Source organism: Paraburkholderia sp. SIMBA_054 (assembly GCF_046534875.1).
GTDB classification, from domain to species: Bacteria; Pseudomonadota; Gammaproteobacteria; order Burkholderiales; family Burkholderiaceae; genus Paraburkholderia; species Paraburkholderia hospita.
The window spans coordinates 1-15414 of record NZ_JAWRXV010000018.1 but is presented as its reverse complement, the minus strand read 5'-3'; the positions used below and the strand labels follow the sequence as shown (position 1 = coordinate 15414).

The 15414-nt window shown below is 62.8% G+C and carries 15 protein-coding genes; 6 read left to right on the top strand and 9 right to left on the bottom strand.

What is annotated here, in order from left to right:
• The first annotated feature begins 47 nt into the window (after window positions 1–47).
• Window positions 48–818 carry a response regulator gene (locus SB822_RS22130; protein ID WP_086915653.1) on the top strand — a complete coding sequence of 257 codons (771 nt, stop codon included), beginning with the start codon at window positions 48–50 and terminating at the stop codon, window positions 816–818.
• Window positions 815–2068 (top strand): ATP-binding protein, encoded by a 1254-nt coding sequence (locus SB822_RS22125; RefSeq protein ID WP_410855655.1) that lies wholly within the window; start codon window positions 815–817, stop codon window positions 2066–2068. The genes SB822_RS22130 and SB822_RS22125 overlap by 4 nt, the downstream gene beginning before the upstream one ends.
• A gap of 67 nt (window positions 2069–2135) precedes the next feature.
• Here SB822_RS22125 and SB822_RS22120 read toward each other — a convergent pair whose 3' ends face one another.
• The 3 genes from SB822_RS22120 to SB822_RS22110 all read right to left on the bottom strand — a co-directional run bounded on the left by SB822_RS22120 (window position 2136) and on the right by SB822_RS22110 (window position 5056).
• Window positions 2136–2546 (bottom strand): RcnB family protein, encoded by a 411-nt coding sequence (locus SB822_RS22120; protein WP_410855654.1) that lies wholly within the window; start codon window positions 2544–2546, stop codon window positions 2136–2138.
• 82 nt (window positions 2547–2628) lie between these two features.
• Window positions 2629–3798 (bottom strand): M20 aminoacylase family protein, encoded by a 1170-nt coding sequence (locus SB822_RS22115; protein WP_410855653.1) that lies wholly within the window; start codon window positions 3796–3798, stop codon window positions 2629–2631.
• Window positions 3799–3835: 37 nt separating this feature from the next.
• The gene (locus tag SB822_RS22110; protein ID WP_410855652.1) at window positions 3836–5056 is read right to left on the bottom strand and encodes a diaminopropionate ammonia-lyase; all 1221 of its coding nucleotides are present in this window, start codon (window positions 5054–5056) and stop codon (window positions 3836–3838) included.
• A gap of 173 nt (window positions 5057–5229) precedes the next feature.
• On the opposite strand from SB822_RS22110, the gene SB822_RS22105 reads away from it, so the two are divergent.
• On the top strand, window positions 5230–5709 hold the full coding sequence (locus SB822_RS22105) for an Lrp/AsnC family transcriptional regulator (RefSeq protein ID WP_079490695.1): 480 nt from the start codon (window positions 5230–5232) through the stop codon (window positions 5707–5709).
• A gap of 4 nt (window positions 5710–5713) precedes the next feature.
• Here the strand turns inward: SB822_RS22105 and SB822_RS22100 are convergent, their stop codons facing one another.
• Window positions 5714–6850 carry a branched-chain amino acid ABC transporter substrate-binding protein gene (locus SB822_RS22100; RefSeq protein ID WP_007736382.1) on the bottom strand — a complete coding sequence of 379 codons (1137 nt, stop codon included), beginning with the start codon at window positions 6848–6850 and terminating at the stop codon, window positions 5714–5716.
• 356 nt (window positions 6851–7206) lie between these two features.
• Here SB822_RS22100 and SB822_RS22095 point away from each other — a divergent pair, with 356 nt between their 5' ends.
• Entirely contained in the window at window positions 7207–7731 is a 525-nt protein-coding gene (locus SB822_RS22095; RefSeq protein ID WP_007736385.1) for a DUF6622 family protein, read from the top strand.
• A gap of 194 nt (window positions 7732–7925) precedes the next feature.
• Complete coding sequence (locus tag SB822_RS22090; RefSeq protein WP_007736388.1) at window positions 7926–8711, top strand: DUF899 domain-containing protein; 786 nt, start codon at window positions 7926–7928, stop codon at window positions 8709–8711.
• 13 nt (window positions 8712–8724) lie between these two features.
• Here the strand turns inward: SB822_RS22090 and SB822_RS22085 are convergent, their stop codons facing one another.
• The 5 genes from SB822_RS22085 to SB822_RS22065 all read right to left on the bottom strand — a co-directional run bounded on the left by SB822_RS22085 (window position 8725) and on the right by SB822_RS22065 (window position 14443).
• Entirely contained in the window at window positions 8725–9327 is a 603-nt protein-coding gene (locus tag SB822_RS22085; RefSeq protein WP_410855651.1) for a DUF4136 domain-containing protein, read from the bottom strand.
• A gap of 56 nt (window positions 9328–9383) precedes the next feature.
• The gene (locus tag SB822_RS22080) at window positions 9384–11828 is read right to left on the bottom strand and encodes a CHASE2 domain-containing protein (RefSeq protein WP_410855650.1); all 2445 of its coding nucleotides are present in this window, start codon (window positions 11826–11828) and stop codon (window positions 9384–9386) included.
• Window positions 11828–13246, bottom strand: a complete 1419-nt coding sequence (locus SB822_RS22075) for a FecR domain-containing protein (protein WP_410855649.1) — start codon at window positions 13244–13246, stop codon at window positions 11828–11830. The genes SB822_RS22080 and SB822_RS22075 overlap by 1 nt, the downstream gene beginning before the upstream one ends.
• Window positions 13243–13941 (bottom strand): response regulator transcription factor, encoded by a 699-nt coding sequence (locus SB822_RS22070; protein WP_410855648.1) that lies wholly within the window; start codon window positions 13939–13941, stop codon window positions 13243–13245. The genes SB822_RS22075 and SB822_RS22070 overlap by 4 nt, the downstream gene beginning before the upstream one ends.
• Window positions 13942–14041: 100 nt before the next feature.
• Window positions 14042–14443 carry a hypothetical protein gene (locus SB822_RS22065; RefSeq protein ID WP_079490706.1) on the bottom strand — a complete coding sequence of 134 codons (402 nt, stop codon included), beginning with the start codon at window positions 14441–14443 and terminating at the stop codon, window positions 14042–14044.
• 595 nt (window positions 14444–15038) lie between these two features.
• Here SB822_RS22065 and SB822_RS22060 point away from each other — a divergent pair.
• Window positions 15039–15311, top strand: a complete 273-nt coding sequence (locus SB822_RS22060; RefSeq protein WP_007736397.1) for a hypothetical protein — start codon at window positions 15039–15041, stop codon at window positions 15309–15311.
• Window positions 15312–15414: the final 103 nt, after the last annotated feature.

The following is a 15414-nucleotide window of genomic DNA, read 5'->3' as shown; positions in this document are numbered from 1 at the left end:
GCTGCCCCGCCCAACGCGGCAAAGCGCCGGCGCAGCCTGCTCACACCATGCCCGACACACCCATCCAGGTGCTGCTCGTCGACGACGACGCCGACCTGCGCGACCTGCTTCGCAACTTCTTCCAGCAACGCGGTATCGAATTCTCGGTGCTGCACGACGCCACGCATCTCGCGCGCAGGCTCGAACGCGAGCGTCCGTCGATCATCGTGCTCGACCTGATGATGCCCGGCGTCGATGGGCTCACCGCGCTCAAGCAGTTGCGCGCGAGCGGCGACACGATTCCCGTCGTCATGCTGACGGCGCGCGCCGATGGCGTCGATCGCGTGATCGGCCTTGAACTCGGCGCGGACGATTATCTCGGCAAGCCGTTCATGCCGCAGGAATTGCTCGCGCGCATTCATGCCGTGCTGCGCCGCCATAAGCTGCATCCGGAAGCGCCGCCTGCCGAGCATCGCGAGGCGCTCGTGTTCGGACGCTTCCGGCTCGACTTCGCTTCGCGCACGCTCTTTTGCGACAACGAACCCGTCAAGCTGACGGGCAGCGAGTACGCGTTGCTTGAAGTCTTCGCGCAGCATCCGATGGAAACGCTGTCGCGCACGCGCATCGTCGATCTGCTGCACGGCCCGGATTCGGAAGTGACGGAACGCGGCATCGACGTGCCCGTGTGGCGTCTGCGGCGTCTGCTCGAAGACGACCCCGCTGCGCCGCGCCGCATTCAGACGATGCGCGGCATCGGCTATATGTTCGTGCCTGGCGAAGGCGGTGAGGTCGGCGATGGCGGCGACGCTAGCGAAGGCGACGACAACGCATCGCGATGAAAAACCCGTTCAATACGCTTTTCGGCCGTCTCGCGACGCTGACGGTCGGCCTGATCGTGGCCGTACACGTGACGTCGCTGTTCGTCGTCGACCGCGACCGCGGCCATATCGACGCCGAGCATGCGCGCCGCGACGTGCTGCTGGCCGTGCAGGCCAAACACGATGGCGAGGCAGCCGCGCGACACGTCGCGCAGACGCTCGGCATCGAATATGTCCCCGATGCGGACGCGATCCGCCTGGGTTGTCCGAACCAGTGCGAGGGCTCCAACGCGCCATTCGAGCATGATCTGTTGCCGCGCATGCCCGAAGGCAGCCGCGTCGTGTTCGATCCGCACACGGGCTCGCTGTGGATACGGTACGGCAACGAGCCGTACTGGCTCTTCATGCGCAACGCGAATCTGCCGGGCATGCGCTTTCTCGGCTCTTCGCTGGTGATGTTGGTGCTGGCCGTTTGCGCGGCGCTGCTGGCCGCGTGGCAGTTTCAGCGTCCGTTGCACAGGCTGGCGGACGCGGCGCGCGAATTCAGAGTCGGCCGGCGCGTGCCGCCCGTGACGCAGAGCGGTCCCGCCGAAATGCGCGCGCTGATCGGCGACTTCAACCAGATGATGCGCGAGCTCGCGCAGTCCGAGCAGGAACGCGCTGTGATGCTGGCGGGCGTCGCGCACGATCTGCGCGCGCCGATCACGCGCATGCAGGTGCGCGCGGACCTGTTGCCCGACGCGGCGAACCGCAGCGGCTTCCTGCGCGACGCCGAGTCGCTGTCGCGCATCGTCACGCAGTTTCTCGACTATGCGCGCGATACGGCCGACCCATCTCCGCACGCGAATGTCGATGCGCATTGCCGCCGTCACTATGGCGACGGACTCGACGACGAAGCGCTCGTGCGTCTGCATCTGAATGCGGGTGATGGCTTCAATCTGCCGCTCGTTGACCTCGACCGGATACTGTCGAATCTGATCGAAAACGCGATGAACTACGGTGAGCCGCCCGTCCAGATTTCGACGTCCGCGCATAACGGCGTCTACACGCTCATCGTGCGCGATCATGGACGTGGCATTCCACGCGAACAGCTCGAACGCGCATTGCAGCCGTTCACGCGGCTCGATCCGGCGCGCGGCGGCGACGCGCATTGCGGCCTCGGCCTCGCGATCGTGCGGCGGCTCACGCGCTATAACGGTGGACAGTTCGAATGCGATAACGCGCCCGATGGCGGGTTTCGCGTGACGCTGACGTTCGGGCGCGAAGCCTGACTGCGCTTCTTCTCTCACGCAGTGTCTAAACGAAATGCCGCCAACAATGGGCGGCATTTTTCATGAATCAACGATGCGGTGCGAGCAGGATGCTCGAAATCACGCCCGTCGCGATCGCGGCGAGCACGAAGTCGCCATTGACCTGCACCCATTGATAACCTGACGGCGGCGGCTGAAGCTCATACCCACGCCAATCGTCGACGACATATTGCGGACCGCGAAAGTCGGGCGGCAAGCGGTCGCCGCGATGCCAGTCGCGGTGCGGCACAGGACGATGCGACGCATCGGCGCGAACCGGGCCGCCAGCGTGTTGTGGACCGCCGGGGCCGCCGAGGCCACCATCGGGACCGCCGCGCTCGTCGGCAGCGGGATGACGGCCCGGGCCGCCGTCATCGCCCGGCGCGTATTGCGCGAACGCCTGAGTTTGAGCAACGACACACGAAGCGGCAAGCAACAACACAGATACGGTTTTTTTCATCAAACACTCCCCCAAATAAAGTGAGAGTGTTTTCCGGCGCAACGATTCAAACGGCGTCCTTACTGTGTCTTACGGGCGGCTTTTATGCGTGATTGCCAGGCAGTTCGAGACGCGCAAGCTCCGCGAAATATCGCGCGCCTGTCAACAGGATATCGTCGTTGAAATCGTAGGTTGCGTTGTGCAAAGGCACGCCGCCCTTCTCCGCCGACTCGCCATTGCCGATGAAGATGAAGTTACCGGGCACGGCCTGCAGGAACGCACCGAAGTCTTCGGAGATCATCATTGGCGGCACGTTGGCGTCGACGTTTTCTGGACCCGCGATATTGCGTGCCGCGCTCGCCGCCACATCGACGAATTGTGCGGAGTTCACCGTCGGCGCGAACTCGTGCGTGTATTCGAACGTGCAATCCGCACCGTGCGCCCGGCAGATGCCTTCGCTCACTTCCCGCATGCGCGTTTCGAGCAGCGTCTGCACTTCACGCGAATAACTGCGCGTATCGCCCTTGATAGTCACGTTCGACGGGATCACGTTTCTGAGTCCATCCGTAATGAACTCCGTGCAAGAGATTACCGCTTGCAGACCCGGATCAAGATTGCGCGACACGATCGTCTGCAATGCGAGCACGATCTGCGATGCGATGACGATGGGATCGTTGCCCATATGCGGACGCGCCGCGTGCGTGCCGAGTCCCTTGATGTGAATCACGAAGTTATCTTCGCTCGCCATGATGCCGCCCGCGCGCGTCGCAAATGTTCCGGCGCGCATGCCGGGCATATTGTGTGCGCCGAAAATGGCATCGACGGGAAAGCGCTCGAACAGTCCATCCGCCATCATCGCTTTCGCACCGCGTCCATGTTCTTCCGCGGGCTGGAAAATGAAACGCACCGTGCCGTTGAAATCGCGCCGCTCGGCAAGCAGCCGCGCTGCGCCGAGAATCATCGACATATGCCCGTCGTGTCCGCACGCGTGCATCTTTCCCGGCGTACGCGATGCATGCGTGCGCGCGGGCGCGTGCTCGGTGATGTTCAGCGCGTCCATATCGGCGCGCAGTCCGATCGCACGTTCGCCGTCGCCGACCGTCAGATTCGCAACCAGCCCCGTTCCACCGATGCCGCGATGCACGTCGAGCCCCAAGGTCGCAAGAATGTTCGCGACATAGTCGGACGTGTTGACCTCTTCGAAACCCGTCTCGGGATATTGATGCAGATGCTGGCGCCAGCTCTTCAATTGTCCCTGCAGCGTGCTTTCCATATCGGTTGTCCTTGTCGATCGGATTCGGGTGCGCCTGTTAGCGGACGCAGCTTTGCTTCCACACCTGCTGACGCGCATTCACCTCTTGCGCCGATTCGCCGACGAACTGCGCATAAGCGGCGGGCGCCGTCGCGCCTTCCGTGTTGATGACGAGCACGCGCGCGTTGCGATCCAGGCCTGCCGCGCGCGCGAATTCGTCGTTTCGCATCAATACGCAAAGGCCTGCGAAACCCGCCGCGCCCGATTCACCGGCGACAAGCGGCACGTCATCGCCCGCCCCCTCTGCGAGGCGGCGCATCGCATCGACTGCGTCGCCGTCATCGATCAGCATGAAATCGTCGATGCATTGCTCCAGGATCTTCCACGCGAGCGGCGATGTTTCGCCGCAGGCGAGACCCGCCATCACGGAATCGACCGATCCCGTCGCTCGCGCTGCGTGTCCGGCGATAGCGCTCTGATACAGGCAATCCGCCTGGCGTGGCTCGACGACGATGAAGCGCGGCCTTTGCGCGCCACCGCGCTCCCAAAGATAACTCGCGACGCCCGCAGCAAGTCCGCCCACGCCGCCTTGCAAGAAGACATGTGTGAACGCAGGCGCATCCGTGGATTGCTCGATGATTTCAGCGGCAATCGTGCCGTAGCCCTGCATGACGTCGCGTGGAATGGCTTCATAGCCGTCATACGATGTATCCGAAACCACATGCCAGCCATTGTTCTTCGCGAGCGTCGCCGCGTGTGCGACCGATTCGTCGTAGTTGCCCGCAATGCGGACGATGCGCGCGCCATACGCGGCAATCGCCTGTTCCCGCTCGGCGCTGACGTTCGCGTGCAGCACGATCACACAATGGCAACCGATACTCTGCGCAGCGGCCGCGAGCGCCTTGCCGTGATTGCCGTCCGTGGCACTGATGACGGTGAGATTGGCGAGCATCTCCGCATAGCGTCCTTCGATGAGCGCCTGCGGTTCGATGTCGTGCGCGTGCCATAGACGCATGACGAGACGCATCAACGCGATCGGCGCGCCCAGCGCCTTGAAGCTGCCCAGCGGCGAGCGGAACGACTCGTCCTTGACGCACAGACGCGCGATGCCCAGTTGCGAAGCCGCCTCGGTTAGCTCCCACAGAGGCGTGGCTTGCTGGCTGATGAGTTCCCAGCCCGACAGCCATACGCGGCTTTGATCCGCTGACTCGACGTTGAGAATGGTCCGCAGCGTGTCCGGGTAGGCGAAGTGGATTGCCCGGGGATTGGAGATCAGCATCCGTTGGTGCTCCAGAAATCGGACCATTCGACGGTCCGTTGATCAAAACTTGGTGAGCGCTTGTTTGCGCAAGCAATGATGAAATGATATTGCGCGACACCATCAATAAAGTCTCGAAGTTTGGCTGTATCGTGCAAAAATATCTCTCACATCACGACTCGCGACGCGAAATCATGGCTACCCAACTCGACAACTTCGATCGCAAGCTTCTGATGGAAGTCCAGCGCGATGCGCAGATTCCCCAGACCGAACTCGGTGTGCGCGTCAATCTGTCGACGGCCGCCGTCAACCGGAGATTGCGCCGTCTCGCGGATGAAGGGGTGATCGACCGTTACTCGGCGATCGTCGCGCCCGAGAAAGTGGATTACCCGCTGACCATCGTCGCGAACGTCGAAGTCGAGAGCGAGCAGATCGGATTGCTCGACGCGATGAAACGCACTTTCGCGCAGTGTCCGCAGATTCAGCAGTGCTACTACGTCGCGGGCGAATGGGACTTCGTGCTGGTGATGACGGTACGCAACATGGACCAGTACACCGAACTCACGCGGCAACTCTTCTTTTCCAACAACAACGTCAAGCGCTTCAAGACGCTGGTAAGCATGAGCCGCGTGAAAGTGGGCCTGGGCGTGCCCGTCGATATCGTCGACGAATGACGCGTCAGCGCACCACGGAGCGGTCGGTCCAGTTGCCCTGATCGAACTGGCGAACGGTAATCGCGCCGTTACGGATATCGCCTTTCTCGTCGAACTGGATCGGGCCGGTGACGCCGTCGAGCTTCGCCGCGCGGAGCTTCGGCAGATAGGCCTTCGGGTCCGTCGATCCCGCTGCCTGCATCGCGTTCGCTATGGCGATCACCGCGTCGTAGGCGTACGGCGCGTATAGCTGCACAGGCACGCCGAAGCGCTGTTCATAGCGCTTGAAGAACTCCGGCCCTTGCGGCATCTTGGCGGGCGGCACGCCTGCCAGCGTGCAGTACGTGTCGCTGCTCATCGACGCGCCCGCCAGCTTGATGAACTGCGGCGTGCACGCTTCATCGCCTGCAACGAACTTGACCTTCAGGCCAAGCTTCTGCGCTTGCTGCACGAATGCGGCGGCCTGCGTGTCGCCGCCCGTGAACGCAATGCCGTCCGGTTGACGGCTCTTGATGGTCGTGAGAATCGCCATCCAGTTGGTCGTCTTGTCGGTGCCGTATTCGCGCGCGACCACGTTGCCACCCGCCGCCTTGACCGCCTTTTCGACTTCGTCGGCAAGCCCCTGCCCGTATGCCGTACGGTCGTCGACAATGGCGATTTTCCGCGCGCCAAGATCGTGAACCAGATACGTGCCGATCACCGTGCCCTGTCTCACGTCGTTGGCAACCATGCGGAACACGTTCGTGAAGCCTTGCTGCGTCAGTTTCGGATTGGTGGCGGACTCGGTGATCATCGGCACGCCTGCATCCGAATAGATTTTCGATGCCGGAATCGACGTGCCCGAATTCGCGTGCCCAACGACGCCCGCTACGCCGTCGTCGATCAGTTTCTGCGCGACGGTCACGGCTGTTTTCGGATCGGCTGCATCGTCCTGCGAATCGAGGACAAACGTGACGCTCTGTCCATTGATGCGGATCTTGCGGCTGTTCAGATCCTCGATCGCGAGGCGCACGCCGTTTTCGTCGTCTTTGCCGATGTGCGACAGCTCGCCCGTCAAAGGCGAAACCTGTCCGATCTTCACAGTGAGGTCCGCATGCGCCGCGAGCGGCTGCAATGCGAGCGCGGTGAGCGTCAGAAGCGATAGGGGTCGAAGTGTTTGCATGGTCGTCAGCTTGAAGAGTGGGCTCGCGCTCGGGGATGGACGTTTTTGCCATCCGGGTTTGGCCTTGGGCTGCTTTACAAGGTTGTATCGATCGTATTCGCGTGCCCTGATAGCCAAAATTTGCAGCCCGCCCGTTCCCGCAAAATCCAGTCGATACAGCGGACGTTCGAGAGATTTTTTATCGCGCCGCCGGTTTTCGCCTGATTCCGCCTGGATCGAGCCTGATTTCGGCCGAAGCAGGCACCCTCATTCTTCGCTAATTCCCCGTCTATACGATGCACGTCATTCGCTAGTGCAGTCCGTCATCACCGATCCGAAAACATTTCGTCTGACGCATTCGTCTGAAGGAGATCATCATGTCATTCGCAGCCATCATTCACGGTACGCCCATCTGGGTTTGGGTGTTGCTCGTCTACCTGCTTTCGCGCGGGTTCAAGGCCATGAACAGCGGCACCGCGCCGCTTTCCCGCCTGGCCATCGTGCCGCTCGTCTTCGCGGTCTGGGGCATTGCGCACCTGGTGACAGACCCGCTGACAGGTTGGGCCGACGCGATCGTCTGGGTGGTCGCCGCGCTGGCGGGCGTCGCGGGTGGCGTGTTCATGGCGAGCCGCACGCGCTTCATCGTCGATCCGATCGCGAACACCGTGATGCTGCCCGGTTCCATGCTGCCGCTGGCGCTGATCGTCATCACCTTCGCGGCCAAGTTCTGGCTCGGCGTCGAGCTGGCGACGGCAACCAGTCTCGCGTCGCTCGGCACGTATATGTTGATCAGTGCAGCCGTATCAGGTGCCGTCGCAGGGATGTTCGCCGGTCGTTTCCTGACCTACTGGCGAGCCATGAGCGCGCGCCGCATTCTCCGGACTTGCTCTCAAGGCGCGTAAGCGGGGATTTGGGAAGCGGGCACGCCCGTTGCGCCCCACGATTCCAGGGAAATATCGCCAAACTTGTTACTCCCAGTGTTCGCTTTCTGGGTCCAGACTGTCTCACGGCAAGCAACGCGCGATGAACAACCAACGAAGCCGCGCCTCATCCCCGAGGCGCGGCAACTTGTTCAAATCAGGAGGTCGCAAGCGCCATGACTACATCAGACGAGAACGGAAGCAAAGGCGGGCAACGGGCGATGCGCACACCACCCGTCGTATCGCCGCAAGAATGGGAAACCGCGCGCGAGCAATTGCTCGTGAAGGAAAAAGGCCACACGCGCGCCCGCGACGCGCTCGCCGCCGAGCGCCGCCGCATGCCGTGGATGGCCGTCGACAAGACCTACGCATTCGAAGGACCATCGGGCAAAGTCAGTCTGCCCGACCTGTTCGACGGCCGGCGTCAACTGATCGTGTATCGCGCGTTCTATGAACCGGGCGTGTTCGGATGGCCCGAGCATGCGTGCCGCGGATGCTCGATGGTGGCCGATCAGGTCGCCCATATCGCCCACCTAAACGCCCGCGACACGACGCTCGTTTTCGTTTCGCGCGCGCCTCAGGCGGACATCGCGCGGCTGAAGGCGCGTATGGGCTGGCAGATCCCTTGGTTCACGATCACGGACAGCTTCGACGCGGACTTCGGCGTCGGCGAATGGCACGGCACGAACGTGTTTTATCGCGACGACAACCGGATCTTCCGCACCTACTTCATCAACAATCGCGGCGACGAGCAGATGGGCGGCACGTGGAACTATCTCGACATCACGCCGCTGGGCAGGCAAGAGGTCTGGGAAGATTCGCCCGAAGGTTATCCGCAGACGCCGACCTACAAGTGGTGGAACTGGCACGACAGCTATGTCGACGACGCGCCGCCCGACAGGAAGTGGGTCGAGGTGTCGGACGCTGGCGAGGCGGCATTCAGGAACAAGCCTGAGACGTGATCGCCGGGCCGCGTCACCTGTCGATCTGCTTCACCGTGACCACTTCCGGCCTACCCGCCGCTTCGCCGTTGCGCAGTTTCACGCGCCAGCTTCCGTATCCGGCAAACGGAAACTGCGCAAACGCGCTTTTGACGAGCCATGGAATGGGATGCAGCGCGTCGGCATTGCGGTCGCGGCTCGTCGCCGTGACCTTGTAGACTTCCTTGCCGGTCGCGGCGTCGAAGAGGCGCAACGTCATCGAATGCTGATACTCGCGGCCGAAGAGCGAAAAGCCTGGCTTTGCAACGCCATTGCAGGCTGAATCCGCGCAGTCGCCCGCAATCACGCCGACGGCAGCCGGCCGCGTGTCGTACGCGAGCGAGAGCATATAGCTCGCGCGCTCCACCGATCGATCGACAAGCCCGTAATTGCCTAGCTCGCTGTGAATCAGCGCCTCGTATTGCGCGCGGGCGGCGCCCGTTTCCTGCGACGGCGTCTGCACGATCGCATACGTGCGCTCGCCCTGTAGCACGACGGGCGTTCCCGACACCTGAACGTCCGTCGTCACGCCCGCGCATCCGGCGAGACCCGCCACGCTCGCGACAACAACGGCAGCACAACATAGCGTCTTCTTCACGTTCTTCTCGCTTCGATCGAATACAGATTCATGTGCGCATTGAGCGTTCGAGTTGTTCAAGCGTTCGTCTCATCGAGCGCGGGCAGCGTGATCGTGAATGCCGTGCCTTGCCCGAGCGCGCTTTCCACGTGCACATCGCCGCCATGCCGCGTCACAACCGCTTTCACGAACGCCATGCCGAGCCCCGTACCCGTGGCCTCAGGTCGTTCGACTTCGTGAAAGCGTTGAAACCGCTCGAACAGATGCGCCTGGTTTTCGGCCGACATCCCGTAGCCTTCGTCGCGGACCGTGCAGCGCACCCGCGCCGGCCATTCGCCCGACGCAGGTTCATCCTGCGCGACCGTGCACGTAATACGCGTTTCGGGTGGGCTATATTTCACAGCGTTGTTCAGGATGTTGACGAGCGCGCGCGTCATCAGTGAGCGGTCCGCGTTGATCCAGTGGCCGTCGCCCTGTTCGTCGTACGCGGCTTCAAGACGAATGTGCCTGGCTTGCGCCTGCGGCCACACTTCATCGCTTGCGTCGATTACGAGTTCGACGAGACTCACGGGTTCGAACGAATAAGCCTGGGATTCGGCGCGCGCCAGTTGCACGAAATCGTCGGCGAGCATCAAGGCCCGCTGCGCGTATCGCTCGACCCGGTTCAACAATTCGCGCAAGCGTTCGGAGTCGGGCGTGCGCGCGCGTTCGAGTTCCACGAGCGCAAGGATCGATGCCTGCGGCGAACGCATGTCATGCGACAGCAGACGCAACGCGTCTTCACGCAGCCGTTCGGCCGCGTGCACGGCCGTCACGTCGACAAGACCCGCGATCCACCCGATCACCACGCCTTGCGCATCGGTGCACTTCGCGTAACGCAACAGATGATCGCGCTGGTTGCGATCGCGGACCTCGATGCCCCGCTCCATCATCTCCGCGAAAGCGATGCGGCCGGGATCGAGCAGCGCGGGCCAATGCGTGCGTCCGAGCGCATCGGCCTCCGCGCGGGAACCGATCGCCTTCACGAACGCGAGTTCGCCGAGCACGTGGCGCAGTTGCGTGCCTTCGGGCGTCGCCGCGCCGAGCCGTTCGAAATACGCCTTCGCCGCGTGGTTCGCGATCAGCACGACACCATGCACGTCGCTGACGAGAATCGGCTCCGGCACGCTATCGAGGCTATTCCACACGAAGCGCTTCATGTCCTGCACGCGGCGCGCCGCCTGCGCCATCAGCGCCATCTGCTGCGCGAGCGCGTCGCCGCGAAATTCACGGCTGCGTTGCGGCGCTTCGGGCAACAGATGCGGCTCGTCGGCGAGGCGCTGCAGTTCCTTGCGCAGATACGACATCGTCATTTCGAGCCGCCGCCAGTTCCAGATCGGATAAACGGCCGCCAGTCCAACGATCGCAGGCACGGGCGACATCCATAACCGCATGCCGTAAAGCAGCGCCGCGCTGAGACCGAGCATCGTTGCGCAGAGCACGATCGTCATCAGCAGCGAGCGCAGCGGCGACAGCACGAGCAGGCCCGCGAGCAGCACGCCGAGCGGCACCAGCGACACCGCGAACACCCACAGTCCGTTGACGGGATCGATCGCGCGGCCTGTCACGAGCGTATCGAGCACGTTCGCATGAATGTAGACGCCGGGCAGCGGCCCGAGCCGGCCCGACACAGGCGTCGAGAACCGGTCGTAGAGGCCCGATGCCGTCACGCCGATCAGCACGATCTTGCCGCGCAGCATGTCGCGCGGCACGTCGCCCGCAAGCACACTGGCAAACGACACCTTCGGATAGGTCTGCGCGAGCGGGCTGAACGGGATCAGTACGCGTGCTTCGTCATTGCCTGCGATCGAGGTGCGGTCGGGCACGTCCGCTGCAACGCTCGCGGGATGCGCCAGCTTCACCATGCCGCCCTTGATCGCGCGCCAGATGGGCACCATCAACTGCGGCCAGCGCATATGCGCGTCGCCTTCGAACAGCGCGACACTGCGCACGATGCCATCGGCGTCCACTTCGAGGTTGATATGGCCGAGTCCCGCCGCGGCGCTCGCGAGCGGCTCGACCGGCTTGACGGCGACGCGCTCGCCGTTGGCATCCGCGGGAGAAAGGAGAATCGGTAGATACGTCGGCGTCGCGGCGACCGCGCGCGCCAGTTGCGCGTCGTCCGGCGCGGGCTCGGTGAAGAGCACGTCGTAGACCACGGCCGCCGGTTTGGCCTTCGCGATTTCGTCGAGCAGTTGCGCATGCACGGCGCGTGGCCAGGGCCAACGGCCGAGCCGCGCAATGCTCGCATTGTCGATTTCGACGACGGCGATATCGGGCAGCACCGGTTGCGCGCGCAAGCGCAGGAAGCCGTCATAGACGAGATGATCGACACTCGCCGTCAGTCTGCCGAGCGAGCCGGCGAGAATCACCAGAATGCCGAGGCAGCCGATGCACAGCCATTCGAACAGGAAGCGGCGCCCGACTGGCCGCCCAAGACGTATGCGCGGATCGAAACTCATGCGCGGGCCGCTGGTGGTCATCACCGTGCCAGTGTAAATGAGCGGATCGCGCTGCCCTTCTGGTATAGCCGGCCGTTGTCGAACTGCTCGGCGATCACGGTCCAGTAGTAGTCGCCCGGCGGCAGATCGGAGACGACGATCTGCCCCGCCGCGAGATCCGTGCGGTCGACGAGCGGCTCGCGCAGATCCGCTGTCGTAGCCAGAACGAAGCGGAAGCGGGTCTCGACACCTGTGCGGCTTGCGAGCCAGCGGAACTCAAAGTCGCGGCTGCCGGCACGCAGCCCGGCAGAGACATCGAGTCCAAACTGGCGGCGCTCGAACGCATAGATATGCGGCAAGCCTTCGAGGCCCATACCGTCGATCGACGAAATGCGCACGAAGTAGTTGCCGTCAGGCAAGTCGCCGAACGTTGCGTGCGGCACGTTCACGCGCTGGTCGCGGATCAGGTCGAACAGATCGGCGTCGCGCGCGATCTGCACGCGGTACGCGCGGGCGTTCGCGTCGGGCACGAGATCGAACGCGACGTCCTTGTCGTCCTGCACCTTGCCCGGGTTCACCAGCGCGGGCGCGGGCAGCAAGGCCACCGGCCCGCCGACGCCGCCCGTCGAACGCGTAACGCTGCCGAAATGTGCGCCAATCAGTTGCGTCGATGCCTGCAACGGCACGCCCGGCGCACGTGGCCGCATGCGCGCCGCATCGACGCCGACCGCGCCGTCGAGCACGGCGACGGCTGTCGATTGTTCGTCGCCGTCGTAGCTCACGCGAAAGCGCGTGCCGCGCACGCCCGCCACCACCGACGGCGAACGGATCTGGAAGCGATCGTCCTTCTTCGTCGCATGGTTGACCTCGCTATCGACCTCGCCCCGCTTCAGGTCGATCACGCGATCTTTCGCGCCCGTCAGCACGGTCTGCCGCAGCGCGCCGATTTCGATCGTGCTGTCCTGAGGCACGGACAGATGCGAACCGTCATCGAGTTCCAGCGTGACGAAGCCGTTATGCCCCGTCTGCACGCGGTCGCCTTCGACGAGCACCATGCCGGCCGTGACGGGCGCGAACGGATTCTGTCTGAATGCATGCCCGGCGGGACCGCTCACGGCGACGACGCGCGCCGAGCGCGGCTCCTGCTTCAGCAATGCAACGGGCAAACGTAACTGCACGCCGGGCTGAAGATGCAGCGGATCGGCGACATGATTCAACTTGCGCAGCACGGCCCAGTCGCGCGGATCGCGCAGATAGTGATCGGCGACGTCGTACAGCGTGTCGCCGGGCCGCGTCACGTAGATTGCCGTCGCCGCCGTTGCATGCGCATTGGATGTCTGCGCGTTCGAACTGGCGGGCAGCAGGCCCGACGCCACGACCAGAAACGCAATGATGCCGGGAGCGCGCCGCGCCGCCCACGAAAGCGCACGCGGCGTGTTGCTCGGTACAGCCACCGTCACGCATCCCCCTTTTCGATCCGTTCCAGCCGGTAGCCGTAGCCGTAGATGGGAGTCAACCGGTAGCCGTGCTCAGGGCGGAGGCCGAGCTTGGCGCGCAGCATCGACACGTGGGTGTCCATTGTGCGCGATGGAATGTCGACGTCCTGTCGCCAGATCGCTTCGAGAATATGCGCGCGCGACAGCGGCTGGCTCAGATGCCGGAACAGCAGCAGCGCGAGCTCGAACTCCTTTTGCGTCAGCGTGACGGGCGCGCCGCGCGCGACAACCTGTTTCGATCCCAGCTCGAACTCGAATTCCCCGAAGCTTTCTTTCGTCGCCATCTGGTTGAGTTGGTAGGCGCGGCGCAGTAGCGATCGCACGCGGGCGAGCAGCACACTCGATGCGACGGGCTTGACGACGTAGTCGTCCGCGCCTTTGTTCAGCATCGACGCGATATCCGTTTCGCGGCTGCGGCTCGTCATGAACAACACGGGCAGGCGATCGGACAGGCTTTGACGCACCCAGTGCAGCACCTCTTCGCCCGACATGTCGGGCACGTTCCAGTCGAGCACGAGAAGGTCGAACGTTTGACGGCGCAGGTGCTTGACGAGCGCGCGGCCTTCGGCGAACGCATGGCAATCGTGTCCATCGATCGCCAGCGACTGGCAGACCAGATCAGCTTGCGCCACGTCATCGTCCAGGACTGCAATTCTCATAGATCCCCGCACGCGAAATCATTCATCGGGCCAGCGGAGCAAGCGCGCCTGGGCTCGCTCCGTGGACATGCTGACACGATCACCGTATCGTCTGTCGCGCCTACGCTTGCACGCCGTTCAAGGCCACCACGTCATCGTCACTGTTATCTTTCGACCGCAGATGCGCAGTCAGCGCCGCCTCGAGGTGAAGCCGCACATGTTCCCACGCGGCATGCGCGTAGTCCGGCTCGCGTGCCGCCCATTCCTGTGCGAGACCGAACACGCGGCGAACTGTCGACGCGCAATGCGTCAGACCCACACTGCTTCCTGCTGCGGAATCGCGCAGCCACTCGGCCAGCCACGGCATCTCGGACGCACACGAATCCGCATACGCCTCGGTTGCCGCGCGAGCGTGCGAATCGGTCGCAGGATCGAGTTCGATCCGCTGCGGATAGCCGCTGCGTTTGCGCGTGCGCTTGCCCGTCTTGAAAGGAATGCGCGTGGTGCCTGGTCTGAAAAACATCCGATCCCTCGATATGCAACGACGATTCAGATCCACTGCGCCGACTTACCCCGTTTGCCCGCGAATCGCCATCCGGCATCAACGTTTTTCAACAATTGAGAGGGACAGTATAAAAAGAGGGCGCAATAAAATCATTTAAAGATTGTCAGATCGTGGTGCGCGCCCGGTCGGGAGGTGTTGGTTGGTCTTCCCCCGCTGTCATGTAGCTGTCGTACTTCACCCCGTTCGATTTGTAAATTGGCATGCAAGACTTTGTAAGTCTCTCATCCATCATTCCGGAAAGGAATGTGAAGCACCCATTCTCCCTGATTGCTGCCTTTTGAATTCTGACGGGCTTCGATTCGAAACCGTGCCCGTACTATATGAGATTCATTGCTTGAAAACTTTTAGCAATTGTCAAGTCATGAAAGCGCACGAAAGCGAAGGCATTAAAAATGCGCTTCATGCGTTAAAAATTTCACTAACATTATTTAGCAAACTGGCTCGCGCCGTTTTGGTAGTCTGCCGATGTGCCAGCCGTGCAAGGTGGTATGTGACAAGGCGCTGCAACTAATCGCAGCTTGAGCAATGCCAGCTGAAATGCGAGGGGTTCATCATGCTGATGTGGATTGCAAACTGGGCAGCACGCCACGCTCCGACTCCCGAGAAACAGGCCGAACGCGCGCTTCATGAATTGCGCATGGAATTGTTCCGCGCGGAACAACAGGTCATGGACGCACAGTTGCGCGCTGAATATTTCCGCGCGCGGCTGCTCTTTCTCGAAGATGTCACGAGACAGGGCATCGAAGCGGTTTCTGATCAGCGCAAAGGTCAGCAGGAATTGATGCAGCCATCTCGGTCGGGCCCGAGACTCACTGCCGCGCAATAGCAGCGAGAACTATGTCATTTGCGGCGCAATCGGGTAGGGTGAGGGGTCACCCCCTCAGCCCTCCCACACCACCGTACGTGCGGTTCCGCATACGGCGGTTCAT

Coding starts and splice junctions, on each gene's coding strand:
- SB822_RS22070 (WP_410855648.1), bottom strand. CDS start 13,941: ATGAGAATTGCAGTCCTGGACGATGACGTGGCGCAAGCTGATCTGGTC.
- SB822_RS22090 (WP_007736388.1), top strand. CDS start 7,926: ATGACTACATCAGACGAGAACGGAAGCAAAGGCGGGCAACGGGCGATG.
- SB822_RS22120 (WP_410855654.1), bottom strand. CDS start 2,546: ATGAAAAAAACCGTATCTGTGTTGTTGCTTGCCGCTTCGTGTGTCGTT.
- SB822_RS22115 (WP_410855653.1), bottom strand. CDS start 3,798: ATGGAAAGCACGCTGCAGGGACAATTGAAGAGCTGGCGCCAGCATCTG.
- SB822_RS22100 (WP_007736382.1), bottom strand. CDS start 6,850: ATGCAAACACTTCGACCCCTATCGCTTCTGACGCTCACCGCGCTCGCA.
- SB822_RS22060 (WP_007736397.1), top strand. CDS start 15,039: ATGCTGATGTGGATTGCAAACTGGGCAGCACGCCACGCTCCGACTCCC.
- SB822_RS22110 (WP_410855652.1), bottom strand. CDS start 5,056: ATGCTGATCTCCAATCCCCGGGCAATCCACTTCGCCTACCCGGACACG.
- SB822_RS22065 (WP_079490706.1), bottom strand. CDS start 14,443: ATGTTTTTCAGACCAGGCACCACGCGCATTCCTTTCAAGACGGGCAAG.
- SB822_RS22130 (WP_086915653.1), top strand. CDS start 48: ATGCCCGACACACCCATCCAGGTGCTGCTCGTCGACGACGACGCCGAC.
- SB822_RS22095 (WP_007736385.1), top strand. CDS start 7,207: ATGTCATTCGCAGCCATCATTCACGGTACGCCCATCTGGGTTTGGGTG.
- SB822_RS22105 (WP_079490695.1), top strand. CDS start 5,230: ATGGCTACCCAACTCGACAACTTCGATCGCAAGCTTCTGATGGAAGTC.
- SB822_RS22080 (WP_410855650.1), bottom strand. CDS start 11,828: ATGACCACCAGCGGCCCGCGCATGAGTTTCGATCCGCGCATACGTCTT.
- SB822_RS22125 (WP_410855655.1), top strand. CDS start 815: ATGAAAAACCCGTTCAATACGCTTTTCGGCCGTCTCGCGACGCTGACG.